Here is a 24,021-nt window from a genome sequence, read left to right as displayed (position 1 = left end):
GAAGCCTGCGACGCAGCGCATTGCGCTTCCCTGTTTGTGTAACTATAGATGTTGCGGAAAAGCGCTTGCGTCAAGATAGTGTAACAATTTTTGTTGCGGAAAGGGTCGTGATGAAAACCGACGGCAGGCTTGCCCGAATGCTGCATGTGCTTGTGCACATGGGGCTGCTTGGCGGCAGGGAAACATCAGAACGGATCGCACAGATGCTCAACACCAATCCGGTGGTCGTTCGCCGCACGCTTGGCGGGTTGCGCGACCACGGTATCGTCGCATCGGAAGGTGGCCGGGGTGGTGGCTGGAAACTGGTCAAGCCGCTGGAAAAGGTGACCGTTCTGGACGTTCAGCGCGCCTTGAATGCCGGTCTTATCCTGCCTGCCCCCATATCGCATGACCATCCATCCTGCCCCGTGGAGAAAGCCTCCAACGCGATTATCGCAGCGGCCCATGCCGCGGCCGAAAACGAGCTTGTGGCGCGTTATGCCGAGACGACGCTGGCGCAGATAGCCGGGATGGCATTGCAGGAAAGCCGGAAATCGTCTCCGGCCGGGTGACTTCCATTTAAGCCGGGCATGTCGCCGTTGTAACGACAGGTCGCCACCGGCCGAAATTCAGGCCGGCGGCGGCGGGCGCGGGTTTAGAATTCGATGACCTGCCGCACGGCGCTGCCATCGTGCAGCCGGTCGAAACCTTCATTGATGTCCTCGAGTCTGAGCCTTCCGCTGAGCAGGCGATTGACCGGCAATCTTCCGTCCCGGTAAAGGTCGATGAAACGCGGAATATCCCGGACGGGTACGCAAGTCCCGATGTAACTGCCCTTCAGCGTTCTTTCTTCGCCAACGAGCTGCACGACATTGACCGGCAGGGCAGCGCCGGGCGGTGGCAGGCCCGCGGTCACGGTTGTGCCGCCGCGCTTGGTCATTCTGAAAGCGTTTTCCAGCGCCCGAACCGACCCGGCCATCTCGAAGGCATAATCCGCACCGCCCGAGGTCGCGTCGCGAACCTGTTCGACGACGTCTTCATCGCGCCCGTTCACGACGGCGGTTGCGCCAAGCTCGCTGGCAAGGGCCAGTTTTTCCGCAGAAAGGTCGACCGCGACGATCTTGCTGGCGCCCGCAGCCCGCGCACCAAGGACGGCGGCAAGGCCAACACCACCAAGCCCGACGACGACGGCAGTCGAGCCGGCCTTGACCTCAGCCGTATTCACAACGGCGCCCACGCCGGTCAGGACCGCACAGCCGAAAAGCGCAGCCTCCACGAAGGGGAGATCCCGGTCGATCTTGACCAGCGAATTGCGGGACACGACGGCATATTCTGCAAATGCCGACACGCCGAGATGATGATGGACGGCCTTGCCGCGATAGTTCAGCCTGGTTGCGCCGCCAAGCAGCGTTCCCGCTGCGTTTGCCGCCGCACCCGGCTCGCATAATGCGGGCCTGCCTTCGGCGCAGGGCAGGCAATGCCCGCAGCTTGGCATGAAGACCATCACGACATGGTCGCCGGGCTGAAGATCACGAACACCGTCTCCCAACGCCTCGACAATGCCTGCCGCCTCATGGCCCAGCGCCATCGGCATCGGACGAGGCCTGTCGCCGTTGATGACCGAGAGGTCGGAATGGCACAGGCCGGCTGCACGAATGCGGACAAGGACTTCGCCGGCCCCGGGTGGCGCAAGCTCTATGTCCTCGATAACGAGCGGCTTGTTGACAGCATAAGGATGAGAGGCTCCCGTTCCCTGCAATATTGCGGCTTTGACCTGCATTATTCCCTCCTTCGTGGACTTGCTTCAGCTGCGCGGCAATGGGCCGATCCGGCATGGCAAAGCTATATTTCAGCACGGCGCCGCTCGATAATAGTTTTACGGGAGTGGCTCGGATTTTCCTCTTTCACTGAGGTGTTCCGCCAGGAAGTCGATAAACGCGCGAATGCGTGCCGCAAGATGCTCATGTCCAGCGAAGACGGCATGAATCTGTTCGAGGTCCTCGGGATTATATGCTTCGAGCAATGGAATGAGCCTGCCTGCGTCGATATCCGGCTGTACATGGAATTGTCCCACCCTGCCCAGTCCAATGCCGGCGAGGCAAAGCTGGCGCATGATCATGCCGCTATTGACCGCGGTGTTTCCCGTTACGGGAAGGCGATAAATGTCCGATGTTCCCGGGTTCCGGAACGGCCATTCGTTGAGAGTGCGGCGGAAGTTGAAGCTGAAACAATTGTGGTCGAGCAGGTCCTGCGGTGTTTGCGGTGCGCCCTTTGCTTCGAGATAGACAGGGGACGCAACAATAACTCGCCGGCTTTCGAGAAGCTTGCGCGCCTTCAGGGACGAATCGTCCATGGTTCCAGATCGAATGGCTATGTCGGTTCGCTCCTCGATCAGGCCGATGATGCCGTCGGTTAGCGAGATGTCGAGCTGAACTTCAGGATAGAGTTCGAGGAAAGCCGGGATCAGTGGAAGCAGATGTCGTTCCCCAAAGCCCACGGACGCGTTGATGCGAAGCAGCCCGCGCGGGACCATTTTACCTCCGCCAGCCACGATCTGCTCGGTCTCGGTAATATCAGCCAGGATACGCCGCGCGCGGGAGAGATACACCTCGCCTTCCGGCGTCAGTATCATCGACCGGGTCGAGCGTACCAGCAGGCGTGTTCCGAGACGATCCTCGATGCGCGTCACCAGCTTGCTGACGGCCGATGGAGACATTTTGAGCCGCCGTCCGGCGGCAGAGAAACTCTGCAATTCCGCCGCCAGGACGAAGACTTCCATTTCACCCGTCCGGTTGTCCATCGTTTCCGCCTATGAATGAAATTCACAGGTATTTATCCAATACTCCCGATTATCATTCAAGCCCTCTCCGCTCATATTCCGTCACAGCAATCGTTCAACCAGCAACTCTGCTGTCTCAGCACCCCTCACGTGCATTGTGGGGCGGAAAGGAATTTATCATGCCCTTGGCTATATTTGCTTTGACGATCGCAGCTTACGCGATCGGAACCACGGAGTTCGTCATTGTCGGCCTGTTGCCGACCGTCGCAAACGATCTTCACATCACCCTGCCGCTTGCCGGTCTTATCGTCAGTGTCTATGCGCTTGGCGTTACCTTCGGCGCGCCGATCCTGACCGCGCTTACCGGCAAAATAGAACGGAAGCCGCTGCTGCTCGGCCTCATGGCCCTGTTCATCGTCGGTAACACTGCCGCGGCGCTGTCACCGAGCTACGAGATTCTGCTCATTGCCCGCGTGATTGCCGCTTTCGCTCATGGCGTGTTCTTCTCCGTTGGCGCGACGATCGCTGCCGATCTCGTGCCCGAAAACCGCCGTGGCTCGGCGATTGCCATGATGTTCATGGGATTGACCGTCGCCATCGTCTCCGGCGTTCCTATCGGTACCTATATCGGTCAGGTCTTTGGCTGGCGTGCAACCTTCTGGGCCGTTGGCGCTCTCGGTGTCGTTGCCTTTGTCGCCATTGCCGCCCTTCTGCCGAACACGCTCAAGAAGGCGCCGCCGGCAAGCATTCTTGATCAGGTCCGCGTGCTCGGTTCCGGTCGCCTGCTCATCGTCTTCGCCATGACCGCGCTCGGTTACGGCGGCACCTTCGTCGCCTTCACCTTCCTTGCGCCGATCCTGCAGGACGTCACCGGCTTCTCCGAATCCAGCGTCAGCCTGATCCTCGTGCTCTACGGCATCGCCATCGCTGCCGGTAACATCGGTGGCGGCAAGATTGCCAACAGCAATCCCGTCAAGGCATTGATCGGTCTCTTCCTGGCACAGGCCATCGTATTGCTGGTGTTTTCGTTCACCGCCGTCTCGCCGGTCCTGACCCTGATCACGCTGGTGGCGCTTGGCTTCCTGTCCTTCGCCAATGTCCCGGGCCTGCAGCTCTACGTCGTGCAGCTGGCCAAGGAACACCGCCCCGGCGCCGTTGATGTTGCATCCGCACTCAACATCGCCGCCTTCAACCTCGGCATCGCCATTGGCGCCTGGCTGGGTGGTGTGGTGGTGGAATCGCCGATGGGTCTTGCTGCAACCCCATGGGTCGGCGCCATCCTCGTTGCCGTCGCCCTGCTTCTCACGCTCTGGAGCAGCGCGCTCGACCGCCGCGCTGCCGTATCCCTGAAGACTGCATAACCGCCGACAGGCCCGGTACATGAAGGGCCGGGCCTGTCTGCTCAAACTCATTCCGGAGAATTCTCATGTCCTCGGCATTGAAATCCACGACATCCAAAGTCCAATCGGGTGCGCTCGATCTTATCCGCAAGCCCCAGGGCGGCCTCACGCTTGGCATTGAGCTTCCGCTCGACAACGACTGGGCGCCAGCGCGCGAAGCTGAACGTGTCGCGCAAGGCCGTCCCTTCGGTGTACCGGATCTCACACACTATCCCGATCTCGTCCGCCAGGTCGATCGTTCCGGTTTCGCCGCCGTCTGGACGCGCGACGTTCCGGTCTTCGATCCCAATAATTTTGGCGATGCGGGCTCGGTCTACGATCCCTTCGTCAATCTCGGTTTCCTTGCCGGCATCACAAAGAATGTGGCGCTCGGCACCGCGGCGATCGTGCTGCCGCTGCGTCATCCAATGATGGTGGCGAAGGCTGCGGCTTCCGTCGATCAGCTGTCCGGCGGCCGTCTCATTCTCGGCGTCGCCTCCGGCGACCGTCCGGTCGAATATCCGCTGCTTGGCCTTGATTTCGAACAGCGCGGTGAAGCCTTCCGGGACGCGGTCGGTTATCTGCGCGATGCCTGGAAGACCGAAGGCCTGCCGCTTGGCGACGGGCGCATCGAAGCCAGCCTCGACCTGCTGCCAAAGCCAATGCGGGCGCAGGTGCCGATGGTTATTGCCGGGCAAGGCCGGCAGTCGCCAGACTGGATCGCCGCCAACATGGAAGGCCGCTTCGTTTATCCGAACGGGCTTGAGCGGCTCACCTCCCAGGCAAGAGGCTGGGCCGCCGCGCGCACCGCTCTCGGGCTGGATCGTGGTGTCTTCATAAGCGCTTTCCATCTCGATCTGGCCGACGATCCGGATGAACAGCCGACACCGCGCCGCTTTGGCGCGCGCGTCGGACGCAATGCCTTCATCGACCATCTGCATGCCCTCGAAAACGCCGGGGTCGATCATCTCGCGCTTCTGCTGCGGCCATCGCGACGGCCCCTCAGCGAAGTGATCGATGAATTGTCGCACGATGTTCTGCCTGTAATCGGCAATATCTCTCCCGCCGTCAGAAATGCCGCGGAATAACCAAGGAGAAAGACCAATGCATACTGTAACCGCCAACGGCTCCACCATTCCCGCTCTCGGCTTTGGCACCTTCCGTATCCCCGGCCCGGATGTTCTGCGGATCGTCCCGCACGCCCTGAAGCTCGGCTTTCGCCATGTGGATACCGCGCAGATCTATGGCAACGAGGCGGAAGTCGGCGAGGCGATCGCCGGTTCCGGCGTGGCCCGCGGTGACATATTCCTGACCACAAAAGTCTGGGTCGATAACTACAGGCATGATGCCTTCGTCGCTTCCGTTGAGGAAAGCCTGAAGAAGCTGAAGACCGACTATATCGATCTGCTGCTGCTACACTGGCCGAATGAAGCGGTTTCGCTCGCCGAGCAGATCGATGCGCTGAACGAGGTCAAGCAGGCCGGCAAGGTTCGCCATATCGGTGTTTCGAACTTCAATACGGCGCTGATGGCCGAAGCGGTCAGTCTTTCCAAGGCGCCGATTGTTACCAACCAGATCGAGTACCATCCCTATATCGATCAGACGGTGGTGATCGAGGCTGCCAGGAAGGCGGGCATGGCCGTGACCGGCTATTACGGCATGGCCGATGGCAAGGTATTTACCGATCCGGTCCTGAAGGAGATTGCCGCAAGCCACGGCAAGTCGGTGGCGCAGGTGGTTCTGCGCTGGCTGGTGCAGCAGGATGGTATCATCGCCCTGTCGAAGACCGTCGGTGAGGCACGTGCCGCCGAGAACCTGGCCATCTTCGACTTTGCCCTTTCAGCTGATGAAATGGCTGCCATGCATGGCCTTTCCAGCCCTGCTGGCCGGATCGTCTCGCCCGATGGCCTCGCTCCCCTGTGGGACAAGGCTGCCTGAGACGCAAAGGGGAGGGGTGCAAACCCCTCCCGAGGCTGCACGACAAAACCAGGAATGGATTTCTTACGCCCGCCGGCTGTTCATGTGCTCCACTATGCCGGCGGGCGCGTCTTGCGAAAACATATCTGCAAAGCCCGAGGCGGCATCTTCGGCAATGCTGGCCGCGCGGTTCTGCATCATCGTTTCAAATCGCTCGACGGCCAGAGGCCAATCGGATGCCGAAACCAGAGCCTCGGCCAGATCGGCCGCATCGAGCATGGCAAGATTTACGCCGACGCCGACGGGCGGCATAACGTGAGCGGCATCACCAACAAGCGTAAGACCTGGCCGGTGCGCCCAGCGCAAGCCAGCAGGAAGCGCGATGATCGGGCGGATCGCCGTTATGGCGTCGGCGTTTAAAATCATCTTCAGAAGCTTCTCGGACCAGCCGGAGAACCGCTTCAGGAGCTCGTTTCCAGTGATGCCGGCCAGCGCCATATCCGGTCGCTGGCCTTCTGCGGGGGCGACTGGGATAGCGGCATAGACCCGGACATGTCCATTGCCGTTTCGCTGGGCAATCAGGCCCATTTCTGCATGCAGGGCAAATATGCTGCCGCGGCCGATCATCTCTGCGATTGCTGGATGACGTTCATCGATTGCATCGATCCGCAGTTCGACGAAAGTGGTGCCGGTGTAAACGGGCTGCACATCGGTCAGGGCTGGACGTACACGGGACCAGGCGCCATCTGCGCCGATGATGAGGTCGAAACATTCGGTTCTGCCATTTTCAAAATGGAGAGAATGTTTGCCATCTGAGTGGCTTGTTACCGTTTTCAGCCGGTGATCCCATTGCACGGTTTCAGGTGCAATCGAGGAAAGGAGAAGTTCGCGCAGGGCGTGACGATCAATCTCCGGCCTTTGGCCTTCGCCCGGAGCCGGCAGATCTTCCGCAAGAATTGTCGCCGACCGATAATCGAGCACACGGGTCTCTTGATCTTCGTGGCGGGCGATGCGGTTAAAGCAGGGTAGGAGGCCTGCCTTTTCAAGCGCGAGCTGACCCGTATCGGCGTGCAAATCCAATGTGCCCCCCTGATCGCGAGCCTGTGCCGAGATGTCCGCTTCAAAAACGACAGTTTTCCAATTGTGCCTTTGAAGGATCGATGCTGCCGTGAGCCCTGCCGGACCTGCGCCGACGATGGCGACGATAGGATGTTGTAACATGGGAGACTCTCGCATAATAAAGATAGGTTCCTATGTTATTTATATAGGTGCCTATTTAAATGCAAGCCCCGGGGATGGCTCAAGAAATGAATGAAGAAGCCGAATGGCGACCACAGGAAATGCCGGCGCTGATCATCGGGCGGATTGCACGGATGCTGGCAAGACTTGACGACGAGGGACTTCGGGAAATCCGCATCAGTGTCGCCCAGCTTCCCGTCCTGGTCGCCCTGAAGAACGGCGAAATGCGAACCCAGAAGGAACTGGCCGTCATTGCGGGGGTGGAGCAACCCAGCATGGCGCAGCTTCTGGCCAGAATGGAGCGGGATGGGTTGATCCGGCGTAGCCAGGATCCCAACGACAAACGCAGCAGCCTGATATGCCTGGAGCCGGAGGCGTATCGCAGGCTGGAGCCGGGACGCGATGTCCTGCGTGGCACCAATGAACGTGCGCTCGCCGGACTTGCGCCTGACGAGGTCCGAACGCTGACGGAGATGCTCCATCGAATTCACGCGAACTTGGCAGGTTGCTGACGGTGGTTGTTCCGATCAAAGGACGCTGCGCAACCTCCGGCCGATGCCAATAAAACGCGACTAGCTGGCCGCCTTGGCGCCCCTTACTTTTGGGAGATTGCTCAAGAGGGACTCACAGGCTTTTGTGATGTGGGTGACAAGCAGATCGGTCGCGAGATTAACGTCTCGCTGCCGGCACGCGGCCAGGATCTGGCGATGCTCCCGGTCATCGATGCCAGTGCCGCCTGATAGTGTCAGCTGAATGCGAAGATACCGTTCGATCCGGTCGTTCACCGACCGTATTAGATTGAGCAGGAATGGTTTGTTGGCATCCTCGTAAAGGCAGGAGTGAAACTGCCAATTGAGTTCTGCCCATCGCGCCACGTCGGTCTCGCGTGCGAATTCATTGCAATAATCTTCCGCGCGCTGGAAGGTGTGCTCGGTCATTCTCGGGATCGAGAGTTTCAGGGCATTGGCTTCCAGCATGGCCCTCACTTCAAAGATTTCAGCGATCTCTGGTTCGGTAATGCTTGTTACCACCGCGCCACGGTTGCGTTGGAACTCCACAAGGCCTTCTGCTTCCAGGCGCTTCAAAGCTTCGCGAACCGGGATTTTGCTGACGCCAAAAAGCTTCGCGATGTCATCCTGACGGATCGGTTCGTCTTCATCGAGGACGCCCGTTATGATCGCCTCTCGTATGTGTTTTGCGATAATATCCGACGTCGGCGGGGTGTTGCCAAGAGAGGGTAGGTTTTGAGCTTTTAGCGGCATTTTTACTCCATGGTCAGAACCCGACGCGCAGCGGCAAGATCAAATAACGTAGCTTATATACGATCGGTACTTGCCTGTCTTGCCTCATTATCGTATACGATATCTTGTGAGGAAGAGGCAAGACGGATTCCCGAGCCATGCGCGAGCAAAAAATCCCGAACTTGATCGGTTACGTTACGCCACTAAGCGCTGCGCCGGGCGGCGCTTTGGAATTCAAGATTTCTTCGCGTGGCAATCGAGACGTCAGCGCGCGGGCAATTCGCATAATTTGCTGCGATCCCAATCCGCAAGGACCAGGCGTTAAAGTGGCTTCGGCAGATTTCGGTCTCGCTGCAGAATATACCGCCGTTGAGCAGCCGGCCTATCTCGGTTCCTGCGCGTTCGGTCCCATTCCCATTTTGGGTGACCGCTCCGCAATCAAGGTCGATCTGACGGTGATGCCAACCTTGTCATCCGAGGCTGCTCAGACGCTTTTCTCACTGCAGAATATCGATGCGACCCTGGGATTGGCGATTGTCACTCGCGACGACAGATTGTTTCTCCAGCAACTTGATACGAATGCCTGCCATGACACAGGCATCGAGCTCCCGGGAAACTGCTGGTCGCGGATCGAGGTAATCCTTGGCTTGGAGGGTTTCTCGGTGACTGTCCGTCAGCATTTGCAGATAAAGCAGGAGAAGACGAAAAGCGCGAGTTTCCCGCACCTCACGCGCCGCGCACTTGTGGAAATCGATCATATTTGTTTCGCCGCCGTCTGGCGGGGGCATCCTGAACAGACCTTCAACGGCTCCATCGAAAATCCATCCCTGAGTTCAACGCGTTCGGAACCAGTCCCGGTAGCGGCGTGGGAGGTTATCGCCGAGTGGAATTTCGGCGGGGATGCGCGCGATATCTGGATAGAGGACGAAAAGGACCGTGCGAGACGGTTATGCTTGATCAACATGCCGATGCGCGCGGTCAAATCGTCTGCCTGGTCCGGCCGACATCAGGATTGGAAGCAGGTGCCACAGGAATATGCGGCGATCAGATTTCATTCCGACGATCTTAGTGATTGCGGCTGGGAAACGACTATCCGGATCGATGTGCCAGAGGATATGCGCTCCGGCGTATATGGGCTTGAGGTCGACAATGGCGTCGGAAAGGACACGATCCCGTTCTATGTCATTCCGGGAGAAAGAACGAAACGTCGGCGGATCGTGTTTCTGGCTCCGACATTCACCTATATGGCCTATGCCAATTTCGCCCGTGGCAACTTTGCGGGCGAACTTGCCGACAGGGTAGGTGCGTGGAACGCATATCCGCACAATCCAGACGAAGTCGGTGCTTACGGCTATTCCACCTACAGCCGCCATCCCGACGGCTCGGGCATAAACCTGTCGTCACGGCTGCGCCCGATCCTGACGATGCGGCCGGAATACCTTATCTATTTCGATCCGATGGGATCAGGAATGCGGCATTTCCCGGCGGATTCACATCTCACCGACTGGCTCGAGACTAAGGGATTCGAGTTCGACGTCATCACGGACGAGGATCTTGACCGGGATGGCGTTACCGCCCTGTCGCCTTATGATGTGGTTCTGACGGGAACGCATCCCGAATACCACACCCGACGCACGATGGAGGCGCTGATCGCCTACCGGGAAGCCGGTGGAAACCTCATGTATCTCGGCGGTAACGGTTTTTATTGGAAGATCGGCCGTAACGACGACATGCCCCATATGATCGAGGTGCGCCGCGCCGAAGGGGGCATGCGGGTATGGGCGAGCCAGCCTGGCGAATATTACCATCAGCTCGATGGAGAATATGGCGGTCTCTGGCGTCGCAACGGAATTCCGCCACAAACCGTCGCCGGCGTCGGCTTTACGGCCGAAGGAGCATTCGAGGGCTCGTATTATGTCCGCACCGCTGCCTCCTACGAAGAGGAATTGGCATTTCTCTTTGAAGGCATAGCCGCCAATGAGCGCATCGGCGATTTCGGATTGTCTGGAGGAGGTGCTGCCGGCTTCGAGATTGATCAGGCGGCCATCGATCTCGGTACGCCGGAATATGCATCGGTCATTGCCTTCTCTGAAGGTCATGGTCCGTCTTTCCACACGACATTCGAAGAACTTCTTCTGCCTGACGTGTTCGATGGCAAGCCGCGTCCGCATGGCGGCATAAGCGCCAACATCGTCTATGGCAAATCCGAAACGGGCGGAGGTCTCTTTGCTGTCGGGTCAATCACGTTTTGCGGGAGCCTGTCGCACAATAATTACGACAACAATGTTTCGCGGCTCCTGGAAAATTGCCTGAGGAGGTTCCTGGGCGATGGTTGAAAAGAGCGATGCGCGAGACGAGCTTATCGGTTTTCGTGAACTGAAAACGCTTCTTGAGACGATTTTCGTCAACGCCGGCACTGCCGGGGACACAGCCGGGATTCTTGCGGAAAACTGTGCGGGATGCGAGAGGGACGGTGCCCTCAGCCACGGTATTTTCCGCATGCCCGGCTATGTCGGCTCCCTCAGGTCAGGTTGGGTGGATGGGCTGGCGGTGCCCGATGTCACGGATCTTGGGCCGTCCTTCATTCGGGTCGACGCGCGTAACGGTTTTGCACAGCGGGCGCTTTCTGCCGCGCATCCACTTATCAAAGCTGCCGTCGAGAAAACGGGCGTCGCCATTGTCGCGATCCGCAACTCCCATCATTTCAGTGCATTGTGGCCGGACATCGAACCTTTCGCGCTTTCCGGCCATATGGCCATAACCGCGGTAAACGGACTTGCGAACGTCGTTCCCCATGGCGGCCGGCAGGCGGTTTACGGGACCAATCCCATTGCCTTCGCCGTGCCGGTGGAGAATGCCGCGCCATTGATCGTCGACCAGGCCACCAGCGTGATGGCAAATGGCGAGGTGCGCCTGCACGCACTCGCTGGTAAACCAGTTCCTGATGGAACCGGCGTCGATCGCGACGGCAATCCCACCATGGATCCGCACATGATCCTGTCCGGTGGAGCGTTGAACACTTTCGGCGGCTACAAAGGTTCCTCAATTGCCCTGTTCGTCGAAATTCTCGCCGGCGCCATTACCGGTGGGCAATTCTCCTTTGAAAACGACTTTGCCGGTTTCGCTGGCGCGGAAACCCCGAAGGCGGGGCAGTTCCTCATGGTGATCGACCCGGATTGGGGCGGGTCTACCGGCTTCGCGTCTCGTCTGCAGCATCTATGTGGCCGGTTGACCATTGCCGGACAGGATCGTCTGCCGGGCGCACGACGGTTTGCAAATCGCACGGCAGCAGAGAAATGGGGCATCCCCATCTCGCCGGGCGCGCTGCACCGGCTTCGAACGCTGGCGGGCGAAAAAACGTAAAACCGACAAACAGACTTGAACAGGAGGCCTCGACATGGCGCCCGACAAAAACAGACTTGAATTTCGACGGGACCTCACTCCCGAGCAGGTCGACCAGCTGGTGGAACTGTTTCAGCAGGAGTGGTGGACCAAGGGGCGCGAAAAAGCCGATGTCGAAAGGCTGATGGCGAATGCGGGTCCCATCTTCGCCTTCATCGATCCCCTGAATGGCGAACTGGTCGCCTTCGCACGCGCCATGACGGATGGCGTCTACAAGGCGATGATCTTTGACATCATCGTCAAGGAGACGTGGCGAAACACCGGGCTCGGCCGCCTGTTGATGGATAAGGTCCTGACCGATCCCGTGCTCGTGCGGGTCAAGCATCGTGAACTCTATTGCCTGGAGGAGATGCTGCCCTTCTACGAGAAATGGGGCTTCACCGCCAATCTGCCCGGACTTTTCTTCATGCGCCAATCGTCCTGAGCGCCCATGACCAGTTCTCAAACCATTCTCGAGGTCGATTACGCCGTGATTGGTCTTGGCGTCATGGGTGCTTCAGCACTTTACGCCCTGTCTCAGACGGGTGGGAAAATCGTTGGTATCGATGCCTATAGCCCCCCGCATCCCCATGGGGCCAGTCACGGCGGCTACAAGGTCACTAGAGAAGCTGTTGCGGAAGGCCCCGCCTATCTTCAGTTCGTCCAGCGTTCGAATGCGCTCCTGCACGCGTTCGAGCGTCGGTTTTACATTAGCCTTATGCAGAACACGGGGACGCTGATCATTGGATCGGGGGCGGCGGGTAGTTCCAGCAGTTTTCTGCACGATACCGTTAAGATCGCCGAGGAGAATGGCATTGTCCATCAAGTCCTGTCTTCCGGGGACTTGATGTTGCGTTATCCTCAGCTCATCGGCCTGACGGACATGGACGTGGGTTATTTCGAACCCGCTGCCGGCTTCATTCGCCCCGAACCATTGTTGAACCTGCAGATCGCCCTTGCCAAACAGGCTGGCGCTGAGGTTTTGCCGAATACGGTCGTCAAACGGATCGTGCCAATCACGGGCGGTGTGGAAATAGAGGCCGAGGGCGTGGTGATCCGGGCCCGGCAGGCGGTTGTCGCCATGGGCCGCTGGGTGGGCGGGGTTCTTGGCGGGCAGTTTGCCACTTTATTGTCCGTCAGCCAGCAAAGGACATTTACATTCAAAGCGCGTGATGCGGCTGCCTATCAGCCAGGCAGGTTTCCGACCCTGATGTGGTTTCGCGAAGGTGTTGATAACGCCTGTGCGACGGTCTTTCCGCTCGAAGGGGCGGCTGATGGGGTCAAGTTTTTTGTAGCAGATACCGAGACCGCTCCGCCTGCCGGCATGTCTGGCGATCAATTCTTCCGGCACCACGTCGAGCCGTTCTTCGGAGGTATCTCCTCGGAACTAAAGGCTTCGGAAGCATGCTTCTACACATCAACGCCGGACCACGGGTTCTTGCTCGATTGGCATCCGGATATTCCGGGGCTGTTCCTGGTGTCGGCATGTTCGGGGCATGGTTTCAAGCATGCTTTAGGAGTGGGCGAAGCTGTTGCCGCGCAGCTCACGGGGCATTCCTCGCCCGATCTCTCTGCCTTCAGCCTCGCGCGATTTTCCGCTTAACCCGCCGAGGAATCTATCTTGACAGCTAAAGTAGATCGTATACGATATCGTAAATACTAAAAATCTGATGGCGAGATGGTCGTCAACGAAAGGGAGAAACATGAAATACGATCGGTTCCTAACGACAGTCGAACTGCATACTTGCGGCGAAACCTTTCGTCTGGTCACGCAGGGTCTGCCGAAGATTCCCGGAAAGACGATTGTCGAGCGCATCACCTGGCTCCAGGAAAATGCGGATCACTATCGCCGTGCCGTGATGCTGGAACCCCGCGGTCATAAGGATCTCTACGGGGGATATCTCACGGAACCGGTAAGCCCGGAAGCGGACTTCGGCGTGATCTTCCTTAACAACATGGGTTATAGCCCCCATTGCGGCCACGGCGTTATTGCTCTTGCGACCGCAGCCGTGGAGCTTGGCTGGATCGAGCGACAAGTGCCGGAAACGAAGGTGGGCATCGATGCTCCCTGCGGGTTTATCGAGGCCTATGTTCAGTGGGACGGCGAGCATACGGGTGCGGTGCGTTTCGTGAATGTGCCGTCCTTCATTTTCAGCCACGACGTCACCGTTCATACGCCGACTTTCGGCGAGGTGACCGGCGACGTGGCTTATGGCGGCGCAACCTATTTCTATGTTGATGGCCGTAAGCACGGCGTTGAAATCCGCGAACACGATGCGCAGCGCGTCATGCAGCTCGGCTACGAGATCAAGGCTGCCGTCAATGCCAAGATGCCGTTCGTGCATCCAGAGATTCCGGAATTCAACAACGTCTATGGCGTTATGGTCTATGGCGATCCCCGCCACGAAGGCTCTAGCCAGGCCAATTGCTGCGTCTATGCCGATCGCGCGGTTGATCGTTCGCCCACTGGCTCGGGAACCGCCGGTCGCGTTGCGCAGCTCTACCTTCGGGGCGAGATGACCGCCGAGGATACGCTGATCAATGAATCGATCATCGGTACGATCTTCAAGGGGCGGGTACTCTCCAAGGCAAAGGTTGGAAGTTTCGATGCGGTCATCCCGGAAGTGGAAGGTACCGCATCCATTTGCGGCTTCGCCAATTGGGTGATCGATGAAGCCGATCCGCTCAAGTACGGTTTTCTGGTGGCATGACGATGGTTAAGCACTTCAACGCAACATCGACCGAGGCCCTGCTGCCTTTCGCTCTGCTGGTAGCGGAACTGGAAAAAACGGTTGTGGAATATGCGGACGGAAAGATTGTCAGCCCGGAACGGCTGGTGGTTCCCCTGGCGGCCGGCGGCGTCATGCTTTCCATGCCTGCGAGCGCTCAGGACATTGCAAGCCACAAACTGGTCAATGTCTGCCCATCGAATGCTTCGCGTGATCTCGCGACGATCAACGGGGAAGTCGTCGCCTATGATGCTCTCACAGGGGTTTCCCTGTTTGCGCTCGATGGGCCGACCGTCACTGGGCGGCGAACGGCGGCGGTAACCCTTCTGGCGATCAGCCGGCTGCGGAAAGAACCGCCGAAGGTCGTTGCGATCATCGGCACTGGCAAACAGGCGTCCACGCATGCACAGGCGCTTTCGTCTTTCTTTCCCGGGGTAGATCTGGTCGTCGCCGGCATTTCCCGGGAGGAAGAAGAGCAGTTTTGTGCACGGCATGTCGACTGCGCCGTCAGGCCATTTGTGGATCGTGACTGGTCCCGCGTCGACGTGGTCGTGACATTAACCACCAGCAAGACGCCGGTTTACACGGAACCTGCGTCGCAGGAGCGGCTTGTCATAGGGGTAGGGGCCTTCACGCCGGATGCCGCGGAAGTTGGGAGCGAGACCGTGTTGGCGAGCACCCTCATTGTCGATGATCCTGCTGGAGCGCGGCACGAGGCGGGCGATCTCATCCAGGCCAATGTCGACTGGTCCGCTGTGATTTCGCTCAGCAGCGTGCTGAAGGGAACGGCAGATGTCTCCTCAGGCCCGGTGTTCTTCAAAAGTGTGGGCTGTGCCGCCTGGGATCTGGCGGCTTGCCGCGTGGCCAGGGAGATGGTCGTACAAATGACCAAAGACTGACGGCAATATTGACTCAAATTGACTATCGTATACGATATTTAGCGTAAGCTTATGGGTCGCTTCGTCAGGTCAAATGAGCGCTTCAAATAGTATACGATAGTCGATATTCCAACGTTAACCTATAAAAAGAGAGGAACTGACATGAAAAAATTTATCCCCCTTATGGCACTCGCTGCAGTAGCGATGTCTGGTGTGGCCGCGCAGGCTGACCAGCTCGACGATATCATCAGCGCCGGTAAACTTCGCTGCGCCGTGCAACTCGACTTCCCGCCGAACGGATCGCGTGATGCGAACAACAATCCGATCGGTTTCGACGTCGATTATTGCAAGGATCTTGGCGCGGCACTGGGTGTCGATGTTGAAATCGTTGATACGCCTGAAAACGACCGTATCCCGGCGATCCTGTCGGGTCGCGCGGACGTCGCCGTCGCCGTCGCTTCCGATACATTGGAGCGCGCCAAGACTGTAGGCTTCTCAATCCCCTATTTTGTGTTCGAGACGATCGTGCTGGCGCGCGAGGATTCGGGCATCAAGGCGCCGGACGACATCAAGGGGCATACGGTCGGAGGGCCCGCAGGTGCTTATGAAACGCTTGCTCTTGCCAAGGAGGTCGAGAAGAAGAGCGATACCGGCGCAAAGATGCTGACGTTCCAGACCCAGTCGGACACATTCCTGGCACTCGGTCAGAAGCGCATCGATGCGACTTATACGACCTCGACGATTGCAGCGGCTATCATCGAATCCGGTAAATATCCTGGCCTCAAGGTCGTCGGTCCCGCACCCGTTGACGCCGACTATTGCGCGCTGATTGTCAAGCGCCAGGAACAGGGCTGGCTCAACTATGTGAACCTGTTCCTGAACCGTCAGGTGCGCTCCGGCCGCTACGCAGAGCTTTACAAGAAATGGATTGGTGAAGACGTCGGTGCGGCGCCTAACCTGACCGTGCCCGGCGTCTATCGCTAAGCGGTTCTCCTGTCATCAATGGCGCTCGATCAGGATTGACGAGCGCCATTCAAGAGCCCGGTGCCGCCTCGGCAGATGCTGCTATCGCCAACGAATGGACGCGGTGGCCGCTGCCCCCTGAGACTTTCCGGGCTCGTAGATTCCTTCTTGTACGCATGGCTGCGCCGCGTGCGTTGACAGAGAATGAGGTCACAAATGGACTATCAATTTCAATGGAGACCTGTGCTGCGGGCTCTTCCGGAGATGCTGTGGGGCGCTTTGGAAACGATTGAGATCGCGGGCCTGGCCATGATGCTTGGAACGATCCTTGCTATTTTCCTGGCACTCGCCAAACGCTCCGGAAAAAAATACCTGTCCCTGCCTGCGGATATGTGGATCGAGACCGCCAGAAACACTCCAGCGCTCTTCCAGATCTACATGCTCTATTTTGGCCTGGGGTCGCTCGGTCTTCAGGTCGGTTCCTATGCCGCGCTGCTGTTCGGCATCACCTTCAACAATGCCGGCTATCTTGCCGAGACGTTTCGCGGCGGCTTTGCAGCCGTTCCGGAAACGCAGACGCGGGCGGCACGCTCGCTTGGCCTGGGGGCGGTGCAGACGCAGTGGCATATCGTGATCCCGCAGATGCTGCGCGCTGTCTTCCACGCCATGACAAACCAGATGGTGTGGTCCGTTCTGATGAGCTCTCTCGGGGTTATCGTCGGCCTGACCACGGATCTTACCGGCGTCACCCAGGAACTCAACGTCGTGACCTATAGAACCTTTGAGTATTTCTTCGTCGCGGCATGCCTCTACTACGTCATTTCCAAGGCCTTCACGCTGTCGTCGCGCATCGTGGCCTGGCGCCTGTTTCGATACTAGGAGGTCGCGATGTATTTCGGTGGATCATTTTCGTGGGGCGACCTTCAATTCCTGTTGTCGGGAGCCGTGACCACACTTTCAATCACCCTTGTTGCGGTTGTCATCGGCACCGTCCTCGGTGTCCTTTTCGGCCTTGTCCGGGCCGGGGCGCCATGGTGGATCGGCAACTCGCTAGGCGCCGTCCTCGACGTCTTCCGGTCGGTGCCGCTTCTTATCCAGCTCGTGTTGTTCAACTCGTTCAACAGCATGCTCAAGCTCAACTGGCCGACCTTTGTCGTCGGCTGCGTTTGCCTTGGGATTTACGCTTCCGCCTTCTGCACCGAGATCGTCAGAAGCGGTGTCGGCGCAGTCCCCCAGACGACGCGCCGCGCGGCACGGTCTCTCGGCCTCAGCTGGCGGCAGGAATTGACGTCGATAACGCTGCCGATCGCCACCCGGATCGTCTTTCCGAGCTGGATCGGTCTCACGCTTGGCGTGATGAAGGATACCGCGCTCGTTCTCTGGATCGGCATAGTCGAACTTCTGCGAAGCTCGCAAATCGTAACATCGCGCGTTCAGGAGCCACTGCTGATCCTCGGCATCACCGGCCTGATCTACTTCGCGATGAGTTTTCCAATCGCCAGGCTCGGCAATCAACTTGAGAAGAAGTGGGGCACGCAATGATCGCCATCGAAAACGTACACAAACAATTCGGTACGCTGCATGTCCTCAAAGGCGTGGATCTGACGGTTCAGAAGGGCGAAGTCCTGTCGATGATCGGCGGTTCGGGGTCTGGAAAGTCGACGATGCTGATGTGCATCAACGGCCTTGAGGGAATTCAGCAGGGACGTATTACCGTCGATGGCGTGGAGGTTCACGCCAAGGCTACCGACCTCAACAAGCTGCGCAGGCGCATCGGTATCGTCTTCCAGCAGTGGAATGCCTTTCCGCATCTTACCGTCCTCGAAAACGTTACGCTGGCTCCGCGGAAGGTTCTTGGGAAATCACGGGAAGAGGCTGAGGCCATCGCAATCGAGCAATTGTCGCATGTGGGGCTGAAGGAAAAGCTCGGCGTATTTCCGTCGCGCCTTTCCGGCGGCCAGCAGCAGCGCATGGCAATCGCGAGGGCGCTTGCGATGTCTCCTGACTACATGCTGTTCGATGAGGTTACATCGGCGCTCGATCCGCAGCTTGTTGGCGAAGTGCTCGATACGATGCGCATGTTGTCGAAGGAAGGCATGACGATGATCGTCGTCACCCACGAAATGCGTTTCGCCCGCGAAGTGTCCGATCGCGTTGCCTTCTTCCGGGAGGGGCGCATTCACGAGATCGGCTCGCCGGAGCAGATTTTCGAGAATCCCCAGAAGCCGGAAACCGCGGCTTTCCTGAAGTCCATCTGAACCGCTCCGGTTGTAATCGAGGAAACTGAACAGTGCGCTCATCCAAGATCGTTCATGTCGTCAGCTGCCATGCTGAAGGCGAAGTCGGCGACGTTATCGTCGGTGGCGTCGCTCCTCCTCCGGGATCCACGATCTGGGACCAGGCGCGCTGGATTGCCGAGGACGAAACCCTCCGCAACTTCGTTCTCAACGAACCGCGCGGCGGCGTGTTTCGGCACGTCAACCTGCTGGTGCCGCCGAAGGACCCGAAGGCACAAATGGGCTGGATCATCATGGAACCGGCCGATACGCCGCCGATGTCGGGATCGAACTCGATGTGTGTCTCGACGGTTCTGTTAGACACGGGGATTATCCCGATGCAGGAACCGATCACACGTCTGGTCCTCGAGGCGCCAGGAGGACTGATCGATATCGAGGCTGAGTGCCGAAACGGCAAGGCTGAGCGTATCCGCGTCCGCAATGTGGCCTCTTTCGCCGACAAGCTCGACGTCAAGCTGGAGGTGGAAGGGATCGGTACGGTAACCGTTGATACCGCCTATGGCGGCGACAGCTTCGTTATCGTCGATGCGGGTTCGCTTGGTCTCAGTCTCAGTCCCGATCAGGCACGTGACATTGCTCACATGGGCATGAGGATTACGGATGCAGCCAATGAACAACTCGGGTTCAAACATCCTGCGAATGACTGGAATCACATCTCATTCTGCCAGATGACCGACCCGGTTTTCATGAAGGACGGCGTTCTACATGGCAAGAACGCCGTTGCAATCCGGCCGGGCAAGGTTGACCGCTCGCCCTGTGGCACGGGTTGTTCCGCACGGATGGCGGTCCTCCATGCCAAGGGATTGATGAAAGTCGGTGACAGGTTCGTGGGCACCTCACTGCTCGACAGCGAGTTCCATTGCAGCATCGATGAGGAGAGTGAGATCAACGGCGTGCCGGCAATCAGACCTATCTTGTCTGGTCGCGCCTGGATCATTGGCACCAAGCAGCTGATGGTGGATCCGGCCGATCCGTTCCAGAGCGGTTATCGCGTCTCCGATACCTGGCCAATGGATCATTGAGGTTGCCAGGATGCCAATTGTAAAAGTCGAACTCTTTCCGGGCCGTAGCCCCGAGAAGAAGGCGGAACTCGCCAAGGCTATCACCGACACGCTTGAAAGGGTGGGTGGGATCAGGCCGGAGGCGACAGTCGTGTTGTTCGTTGATATTGCGGCCGACAACTGGTTCGTTGCTGGTGCGCCGCTGGCGAGCAGTGGATTTGTTTCAAATAACTGATGCTGGCAAATCCTGTCCGTCGCGACAGGATTTGCCATTCTTTGGTTGGTAGACTCAAAGTCCCGTTGAACAGGACCATTGCCCGCCATTACGCGCGCGGCTGCGAACGGAAACAGGCTTCATTGGCTCGCAGAAAAGACCGTTTCAGCGAGTGTCGCAATCCCTTGCCTATTGTGAAACCATTCGCATCACCGCCGGATTTATGCGGGTCACCCGCGTGGCGAATAACAATGGTACCAGATGTTGGCTTTTCCAAGCAGGACCATGATCGTCTCTGCCCACGACAGGGCAGGCTCTTTCGTTCCACTGAGTATAGTTGTCGGCATTTTTAATCCTCCCAATTAAAGTGCTGTTTCGATAACTCATGATGACCTTAAGCCATTTTTTGGGAATTATTCCTCGGTAACTCCGAATACAGAATTCACAATATCGGTGAGCCTCCACGAGCCGCCATTCCTCCTGCTGCCGGCGATGAATGCCCGCAGCAGGAGTGTTTTCGAGTTCCTGTGCGACGCGTTTGATCAGCTCTTCGGATAATCTTCGATGAAGCTTCCAGCGACGGACTTGATGCCGGCGGCGTCGAGCTTGTAATGGGCATAAAGGTGTGTCGGTGGAGCGATCAGGCTGTATTCATCGTATATGCCGTGCCGCTTCAGATATACGGGCATTCCCTCATCCGAAAGAACCTCTGCGACCGCGCCGCCAAGGCCGCCGAGAACATTGTGCTCCTCAACGGTCAGAATGCGTCTGCACTGGGCGGCGGCGTTCAGGATCGCGTCCCTGTCGATCGGCTTGACGGTCGCCATGTCGATGAAGCCAACGCTGTGCCCTTCCGCCCGCAGGGTTTTCGCGGCCTCCAGACCCGGATGGACGGTGGAGCCGGTCGCGATGATCGTGAGGTCCGTTCCCTTGAAGTGTTCGATGGCCTTGCCGAACGTAAAGGGCAGGCGCTGCGGATAGACCACAGGATCGCGCCCGCGCTGGATTCTGATATAGATCGGGTCAGGATAATCGTTAGACGCCTTGATGACCTCCATCAGCTGGTTCCCATCGGCGGGCGCCACGACGGTCAGATTGGCGATGGACCGTGCAATGGCAAGGTCTTCCGTGGCGTGGTGCGATGTCCCATAGAAGCCAAGCGAAATGCCCGCATGATGGCCGATAAGACGGACGGGCAGCCGCGAATAGGCTACGTCCATGCGGATCTGCTCGCAGCACAGCAGGGCAAGGAATGAGGCGAATGTCGCGACATAAGGTTTCATCCCGACCGCTGCCATGCCGGCGGCGGCCGACACCATGTTCTGCTCGGAAATCCCGAATTGCACGAAGCGCTCCGGATGCAGCCGGTGGAACTTCGAAAGACCGTTGGAATATTGCAAATCGGCGGTGCCGGCGACGATCGGTTCTCCGAGTGCCACCAGTTCAAGCAGCGCATCGGAGAGGGCATCGAGGCCCGGGGTGACGGCGTTCAACTGGCGATACTGCCAGGACTTGTCGGAAAGCGGCTTGTTCATCTCAGATCTCCATGGCCTCAATTTCGGCAATCGCCTTTGCGGCGTCGGATGGGTCAAGGTATCCCAGATGCCAGCCCGGCTCTGTTTCCATGTAGGATACGCCCTTGCCCTTTACGGTCTGGGCAATAACCATAACCGGCTTTGTCCGATTGACATCTCGCTTCAATGTCCGCAGCAGGGTCGTGACCGCGGCCACGTCATGGCCGTCGACGACGTGCGTTTCCCAGCCGAAGGCGCGCCATTTTTCCTCGATGGGCTCCACGCCGATGACGTCATCGACGGAGCCATCCAGCTGGTAGCCGTTGCGGTCGATGATGCCCACAAGGCGTCCAAGCTCATTGTGAGCACCAAACAGTGCGGCCTCCCACACCTGTCCTTCCTGAAGTTCGCCGTCGCCGATCATGACGAATGTGAAGAAGTCCTTGCCGAGCATTCGCGCCGCCAGCGCCATGCCGCAGCCGGCGGAAAGAGCGTGGCCGATCGAGCCGGAGCTGAAGTCGATTCCCGGCACCTTGGTCATGTCGGGATGATCTCCGAGGGGGCTGCCGAGCCGCGTGTAATCGTCGAGAAGAGCCGGATCGATAAAGCCCAGATCCGCAAGGATCGGAAACAGGCCGACGGCCGCGTGCCCCTTGCCCATCATGAAGCGGTCCCGGTCTTCCCATTTCGGCTCGCCGTGCCGCAGATCCATCACACCGTAATACAGTGCAGAGAAGAGTTCGGCCGCCGAGAAGACCGATGTGTAATGGCCGACCTTGGCGATCTCGATCAGCCGAATGGTCTCGAGCCGGCAGAATTTTGCCCTGTCCTTGAGATAGGCGATTTCGTCTTCGGTGGGATGGAGCAGCGCATCGTTCGAACGCTCGCTGGCCTTGGCTAAGTCGGGTCTGGTCACGTCAAATCCTCGTCATTGCGCGCTGCCGGATAGAGGCAAACGCGATTTCGAATACTAAAGACTTAACAAGTCGGGCGCCCGCCCGCTGCCGCTTTTCTCTGAAAACAATCTTCGAATTTTCCAAAGAAAATAATGGGTTCGCGTGTGTTACTCACCGGATATCCATCGTGCAAAAATTCCAAACGAGGAGATATCGAATGAAAGACGGGATGTTCGTTTTCGATGCCGCGGTCCACACGCAGGACTTCGGCGACAATCAGATCAAGGACGGAAGCGACGGGAGACGGGTGCGTCTGCTGCGATCGCAGATCGCGGGTTTCATCAACCTGACGGGCCGCAGGGGGCCGCCGCCGGAAACCTCGACCTTCTCCAATCCGGACCTGGAGTGGGGCAACAAGATGCTGTTTGAGAACTCCGATACCGACATGGCCTCTGCCTGCTCGGTGCCCCTCTTTTCACACTGGCGGGCCGGGCTCGGCCCGGTCGAACTGAGCGACGCTTTCGCCAAGTCAAACCCGAAGCGTGTCGTCCTCACCGGTGGCGTGGACCCTGCCTATCACGGGCTGGATTTCGCGCTTGCGGAAATGGAGCGGCAGGTCAAGGAACTGGGTGCCGTCAGCATGAAGTTCTATCAGTACCAGCGCCGTGGATGCTCCTGGCGCGCAGACGACCGCGACATTGCCTATCCGCTATGGGAGAAGGCGATTGATCTCGGGATCAAGATGGTCCAGTTCCACAAGGGCTTTCCGCTGGAGCTCGGCCCCGTGGAGGCGTTCAAGCCGAATGATATCCAATATGCCGCTGCCGATTTCCCGGAGTTGAATTTCGGCATCCATCATCTTGGTGACCCCTATGTCGATGAGACGATCTCCATCGCCAGCCGTTTCGACAATATCTTCCTGATCCTGCCGCTGTGGTTCAATCAGTACTATCTGCAGCCCTGGAAAATGCTCGAGCGGCTCGGCGAAGCCCTCCTTTATGTCGGCTCCGATCGGATCTGCTACGGATCGGAAGCTTTCATCTGGCCCCACGTGCAGACCTATATCGATACCCTGGCCAATCTCGAAATGCCCGAAGAGCTCCAGGAGCGCTACGGCTACCCCGAGATTACCCGCGAAATGAAGGAAAACATACTCGGCAAGGCATTTGCGCGGGGCATGGGCATAGACATCGAAGCCAAGAAGATCGAACTGGGGCTGGTGGCATGATGCAGTCATCCCACATCTCGCCGGAAGCACTTGAGGCCGCATTCGCCCGGGTGCGTCCTCTTATTCTGGGCCATGGTGGAGATATCGAGGTTTCCGATATCTCCGCTGACGGTGTCGTCAGCATCAGGCTTCTGGGCGCCTGCAAGGCGTGCCCGAATATGGCGATGACCTATGTGGGTCCTATCCGGTCGTACCTGATGGATGTCGAGGGTGTGACGGATGTGCGTTGCGAGCAGGTCAATGTCGGGCCGAAAGCGCTCGACCGGCTTGCCCGCAGACTGGGAGCGCGCCCTGTCCTGGAGGCTGCTTCCTCAGCAGGCTAGGCTCTGCATTTCTGGATACACGATCAACAAAAAATGCGGGAGCCCCGGCTCCCGCATCTCTTT

General features: G+C 58.5%; 25 protein-coding genes. 19 read left to right on the top strand and 6 right to left on the bottom strand.

Going from position 1 to position 24,021, the window contains the following annotated elements:
- Positions 1-110: 110 nt before the first annotated feature.
- Positions 111-551, top strand: coding sequence for an RrF2 family transcriptional regulator (locus tag AC1ROR_RS20885; protein ID WP_498590635.1), 441 nt, complete (start codon positions 111-113; stop codon positions 549-551).
- Between the two features lie 83 nt (positions 552-634).
- On the opposite strand, the gene AC1ROR_RS20880 is transcribed toward AC1ROR_RS20885, so the two are convergent.
- Positions 635-1,759: a zinc-dependent alcohol dehydrogenase family protein gene (locus tag AC1ROR_RS20880; protein WP_498590588.1), complete on the bottom strand. Its 1,125-nt coding sequence runs from the start codon at positions 1,757-1,759 to the stop codon at positions 635-637.
- Positions 1,760-1,855: 96 nt separating this feature from the next.
- A complete protein-coding gene (locus tag AC1ROR_RS20875) occupies positions 1,856-2,779 on the bottom strand; it encodes a LysR family transcriptional regulator (protein WP_498590587.1) in 924 nt (307 codons plus the stop codon).
- A gap of 158 nt (positions 2,780-2,937) precedes the next feature.
- Here AC1ROR_RS20875 and AC1ROR_RS20870 point away from each other — a divergent pair, with 158 nt between their 5' ends.
- The 3 genes from AC1ROR_RS20870 (at position 2,938) to AC1ROR_RS20860 (ending at position 6,075) form a co-directional block, all read left to right on the top strand.
- A complete protein-coding gene (locus AC1ROR_RS20870; protein ID WP_080839485.1) occupies positions 2,938-4,119 on the top strand; it encodes an MFS transporter in 1,182 nt (393 codons plus the stop codon).
- Positions 4,120-4,184: 65 nt separating this feature from the next.
- Positions 4,185-5,225, top strand: coding sequence for an LLM class oxidoreductase (locus AC1ROR_RS20865; protein WP_498590586.1), 1,041 nt, complete (start codon positions 4,185-4,187; stop codon positions 5,223-5,225).
- A 16-nt stretch (positions 5,226-5,241) separates the two neighbouring features.
- Positions 5,242-6,075 carry an aldo/keto reductase gene (locus AC1ROR_RS20860; protein WP_498590585.1) on the top strand — a complete coding sequence of 278 codons (834 nt, stop codon included), beginning with the start codon at positions 5,242-5,244 and terminating at the stop codon, positions 6,073-6,075.
- Positions 6,076-6,138: 63 nt separating this feature from the next.
- Here AC1ROR_RS20860 and AC1ROR_RS20855 read toward each other — a convergent pair whose 3' ends face one another.
- Complete coding sequence (locus AC1ROR_RS20855) at positions 6,139-7,275, bottom strand: FAD-dependent oxidoreductase (protein WP_498590584.1); 1,137 nt, start codon at positions 7,273-7,275, stop codon at positions 6,139-6,141.
- Positions 7,276-7,361: 86 nt separating this feature from the next.
- On the opposite strand from AC1ROR_RS20855, the gene AC1ROR_RS20850 reads away from it, so the two are divergent.
- Positions 7,362-7,805 (top strand): MarR family winged helix-turn-helix transcriptional regulator, encoded by a 444-nt coding sequence (locus AC1ROR_RS20850; RefSeq protein WP_498590583.1) that lies wholly within the window; start codon positions 7,362-7,364, stop codon positions 7,803-7,805.
- A gap of 60 nt (positions 7,806-7,865) precedes the next feature.
- On the opposite strand, the gene AC1ROR_RS20845 is transcribed toward AC1ROR_RS20850, so the two are convergent.
- The gene (locus AC1ROR_RS20845) at positions 7,866-8,555 is read right to left on the bottom strand and encodes a GntR family transcriptional regulator (RefSeq protein ID WP_498590582.1); all 690 of its coding nucleotides are present in this window, start codon (positions 8,553-8,555) and stop codon (positions 7,866-7,868) included.
- A gap of 137 nt (positions 8,556-8,692) precedes the next feature.
- On the opposite strand from AC1ROR_RS20845, the gene AC1ROR_RS20840 reads away from it, so the two are divergent.
- From AC1ROR_RS20840 to AC1ROR_RS20785, 12 genes are all read left to right on the top strand, one after another.
- Positions 8,693-10,870, top strand: coding sequence for a N,N-dimethylformamidase beta subunit family domain-containing protein (locus AC1ROR_RS20840; RefSeq protein ID WP_498590581.1), 2,178 nt, complete (start codon positions 8,693-8,695; stop codon positions 10,868-10,870).
- Positions 10,863-11,897, top strand: coding sequence for an Ldh family oxidoreductase (locus AC1ROR_RS20835; RefSeq protein ID WP_498590580.1), 1,035 nt, complete (start codon positions 10,863-10,865; stop codon positions 11,895-11,897). Before AC1ROR_RS20840 ends, AC1ROR_RS20835 begins: the two co-directional genes overlap by 8 nt.
- A gap of 34 nt (positions 11,898-11,931) precedes the next feature.
- Entirely contained in the window at positions 11,932-12,360 is a 429-nt protein-coding gene (locus AC1ROR_RS20830; protein WP_035225993.1) for a GNAT family N-acetyltransferase, read from the top strand.
- A 6-nt stretch (positions 12,361-12,366) separates the two neighbouring features.
- A complete protein-coding gene (solA, locus tag AC1ROR_RS20825; protein WP_498590579.1) occupies positions 12,367-13,518 on the top strand; it encodes an N-methyl-L-tryptophan oxidase in 1,152 nt (383 codons plus the stop codon).
- A 100-nt stretch (positions 13,519-13,618) separates the two neighbouring features.
- Positions 13,619-14,626, top strand: coding sequence for a trans-3-hydroxy-L-proline dehydratase (lhpH, locus tag AC1ROR_RS20820; RefSeq protein WP_498590578.1), 1,008 nt, complete (start codon positions 13,619-13,621; stop codon positions 14,624-14,626).
- A complete protein-coding gene (gene lhpI, locus AC1ROR_RS20815) occupies positions 14,623-15,543 on the top strand; it encodes a bifunctional Delta(1)-pyrroline-2-carboxylate/Delta(1)-piperideine-2-carboxylate reductase (protein ID WP_498590577.1) in 921 nt (306 codons plus the stop codon). Before lhpH ends, lhpI begins: the two co-directional genes overlap by 4 nt.
- Positions 15,544-15,684: 141 nt before the next feature.
- Positions 15,685-16,506: a transporter substrate-binding domain-containing protein gene (locus AC1ROR_RS20810; protein WP_498590576.1), complete on the top strand. Its 822-nt coding sequence runs from the start codon at positions 15,685-15,687 to the stop codon at positions 16,504-16,506.
- A gap of 195 nt (positions 16,507-16,701) precedes the next feature.
- On the top strand, positions 16,702-17,364 hold the full coding sequence (locus AC1ROR_RS20805; RefSeq protein WP_035225984.1) for an amino acid ABC transporter permease: 663 nt from the start codon (positions 16,702-16,704) through the stop codon (positions 17,362-17,364).
- 9 nt (positions 17,365-17,373) lie between these two features.
- Positions 17,374-18,027 carry an amino acid ABC transporter permease gene (locus AC1ROR_RS20800; RefSeq protein ID WP_035225982.1) on the top strand — a complete coding sequence of 218 codons (654 nt, stop codon included), beginning with the start codon at positions 17,374-17,376 and terminating at the stop codon, positions 18,025-18,027.
- Complete coding sequence (locus tag AC1ROR_RS20795) at positions 18,024-18,743, top strand: amino acid ABC transporter ATP-binding protein (protein WP_035225980.1); 720 nt, start codon at positions 18,024-18,026, stop codon at positions 18,741-18,743. The genes AC1ROR_RS20800 and AC1ROR_RS20795 overlap by 4 nt, the downstream gene beginning before the upstream one ends.
- A 32-nt stretch (positions 18,744-18,775) precedes the next feature.
- Positions 18,776-19,804, top strand: a complete 1,029-nt coding sequence (locus AC1ROR_RS20790; protein ID WP_498590575.1) for a trans-3-hydroxy-L-proline dehydratase — start codon at positions 18,776-18,778, stop codon at positions 19,802-19,804.
- A 10-nt stretch (positions 19,805-19,814) separates the two neighbouring features.
- Positions 19,815-20,018, top strand: coding sequence for a tautomerase family protein (locus tag AC1ROR_RS20785; protein WP_498590574.1), 204 nt, complete (start codon positions 19,815-19,817; stop codon positions 20,016-20,018).
- Between the two features lie 521 nt (positions 20,019-20,539).
- On the opposite strand, the gene AC1ROR_RS20780 is transcribed toward AC1ROR_RS20785, so the two are convergent.
- Together AC1ROR_RS20780 and AC1ROR_RS20775 are read right to left on the bottom strand one after the other, a co-directional pair.
- A complete protein-coding gene (locus AC1ROR_RS20780; protein WP_498590573.1) occupies positions 20,540-21,532 on the bottom strand; it encodes a transketolase family protein in 993 nt (330 codons plus the stop codon).
- A 1-nt stretch (position 21,533) separates the two neighbouring features.
- Positions 21,534-22,427 carry a transketolase gene (locus AC1ROR_RS20775; RefSeq protein ID WP_498590572.1) on the bottom strand — a complete coding sequence of 298 codons (894 nt, stop codon included), beginning with the start codon at positions 22,425-22,427 and terminating at the stop codon, positions 21,534-21,536.
- Positions 22,428-22,624: 197 nt separating this feature from the next.
- On the opposite strand from AC1ROR_RS20775, the gene AC1ROR_RS20770 reads away from it, so the two are divergent.
- Both AC1ROR_RS20770 and AC1ROR_RS20765 read left to right on the top strand, forming a co-directional pair.
- Positions 22,625-23,635 carry an amidohydrolase family protein gene (locus AC1ROR_RS20770; protein WP_035225969.1) on the top strand — a complete coding sequence of 337 codons (1,011 nt, stop codon included), beginning with the start codon at positions 22,625-22,627 and terminating at the stop codon, positions 23,633-23,635.
- Complete coding sequence (locus tag AC1ROR_RS20765; RefSeq protein WP_237681123.1) at positions 23,632-23,958, top strand: NifU family protein; 327 nt, start codon at positions 23,632-23,634, stop codon at positions 23,956-23,958. The genes AC1ROR_RS20770 and AC1ROR_RS20765 overlap by 4 nt, the downstream gene beginning before the upstream one ends.
- The last annotated feature ends 63 nt before the right edge of the window (positions 23,959-24,021 follow it).

Source organism: Agrobacterium sp. GW821-FHT14E08, from assembly GCF_058803865.1.
Note: the sequence above shows the minus strand (reverse complement) of the source record. Positions and strands in the feature narration are given on the sequence as shown.

What these genes read in the sequence shown, in the direction of transcription:
- AC1ROR_RS20885 (WP_498590635.1), top strand. Translation starts at nt 111, where the DNA reads ATGAAAACCGACGGCAGGCTTGCCCGAATGCTGCATGTGCTTGTGCAC.
- AC1ROR_RS20880 (WP_498590588.1), bottom strand. Translation starts at nt 1,759, where the DNA reads ATGCAGGTCAAAGCCGCAATATTGCAGGGAACGGGAGCCTCTCATCCT.
- AC1ROR_RS20875 (WP_498590587.1), bottom strand. Translation starts at nt 2,779, where the DNA reads ATGGACAACCGGACGGGTGAAATGGAAGTCTTCGTCCTGGCGGCGGAA.
- AC1ROR_RS20870 (WP_080839485.1), top strand. Translation starts at nt 2,938, where the DNA reads ATGCCCTTGGCTATATTTGCTTTGACGATCGCAGCTTACGCGATCGGA.
- AC1ROR_RS20865 (WP_498590586.1), top strand. Translation starts at nt 4,185, where the DNA reads ATGTCCTCGGCATTGAAATCCACGACATCCAAAGTCCAATCGGGTGCG.
- AC1ROR_RS20860 (WP_498590585.1), top strand. Translation starts at nt 5,242, where the DNA reads ATGCATACTGTAACCGCCAACGGCTCCACCATTCCCGCTCTCGGCTTT.
- AC1ROR_RS20855 (WP_498590584.1), bottom strand. Translation starts at nt 7,275, where the DNA reads ATGTTACAACATCCTATCGTCGCCATCGTCGGCGCAGGTCCGGCAGGG.
- AC1ROR_RS20850 (WP_498590583.1), top strand. Translation starts at nt 7,362, where the DNA reads ATGAATGAAGAAGCCGAATGGCGACCACAGGAAATGCCGGCGCTGATC.
- AC1ROR_RS20845 (WP_498590582.1), bottom strand. Translation starts at nt 8,555, where the DNA reads ATGCCGCTAAAAGCTCAAAACCTACCCTCTCTTGGCAACACCCCGCCG.
- AC1ROR_RS20840 (WP_498590581.1), top strand. Translation starts at nt 8,693, where the DNA reads ATGCGCGAGCAAAAAATCCCGAACTTGATCGGTTACGTTACGCCACTA.
- AC1ROR_RS20835 (WP_498590580.1), top strand. Translation starts at nt 10,863, where the DNA reads ATGGTTGAAAAGAGCGATGCGCGAGACGAGCTTATCGGTTTTCGTGAA.
- AC1ROR_RS20830 (WP_035225993.1), top strand. Translation starts at nt 11,932, where the DNA reads ATGGCGCCCGACAAAAACAGACTTGAATTTCGACGGGACCTCACTCCC.
- solA (WP_498590579.1), top strand. Translation starts at nt 12,367, where the DNA reads ATGACCAGTTCTCAAACCATTCTCGAGGTCGATTACGCCGTGATTGGT.
- lhpH (WP_498590578.1), top strand. Translation starts at nt 13,619, where the DNA reads ATGAAATACGATCGGTTCCTAACGACAGTCGAACTGCATACTTGCGGC.
- lhpI (WP_498590577.1), top strand. Translation starts at nt 14,623, where the DNA reads ATGACGATGGTTAAGCACTTCAACGCAACATCGACCGAGGCCCTGCTG.
- AC1ROR_RS20810 (WP_498590576.1), top strand. Translation starts at nt 15,685, where the DNA reads ATGAAAAAATTTATCCCCCTTATGGCACTCGCTGCAGTAGCGATGTCT.
- AC1ROR_RS20805 (WP_035225984.1), top strand. Translation starts at nt 16,702, where the DNA reads ATGGACTATCAATTTCAATGGAGACCTGTGCTGCGGGCTCTTCCGGAG.
- AC1ROR_RS20800 (WP_035225982.1), top strand. Translation starts at nt 17,374, where the DNA reads ATGTATTTCGGTGGATCATTTTCGTGGGGCGACCTTCAATTCCTGTTG.
- AC1ROR_RS20795 (WP_035225980.1), top strand. Translation starts at nt 18,024, where the DNA reads ATGATCGCCATCGAAAACGTACACAAACAATTCGGTACGCTGCATGTC.
- AC1ROR_RS20785 (WP_498590574.1), top strand. Translation starts at nt 19,815, where the DNA reads ATGCCAATTGTAAAAGTCGAACTCTTTCCGGGCCGTAGCCCCGAGAAG.
- AC1ROR_RS20780 (WP_498590573.1), bottom strand. Translation starts at nt 21,532, where the DNA reads ATGAACAAGCCGCTTTCCGACAAGTCCTGGCAGTATCGCCAGTTGAAC.
- AC1ROR_RS20770 (WP_035225969.1), top strand. Translation starts at nt 22,625, where the DNA reads ATGAAAGACGGGATGTTCGTTTTCGATGCCGCGGTCCACACGCAGGAC.
- AC1ROR_RS20765 (WP_237681123.1), top strand. Translation starts at nt 23,632, where the DNA reads ATGATGCAGTCATCCCACATCTCGCCGGAAGCACTTGAGGCCGCATTC.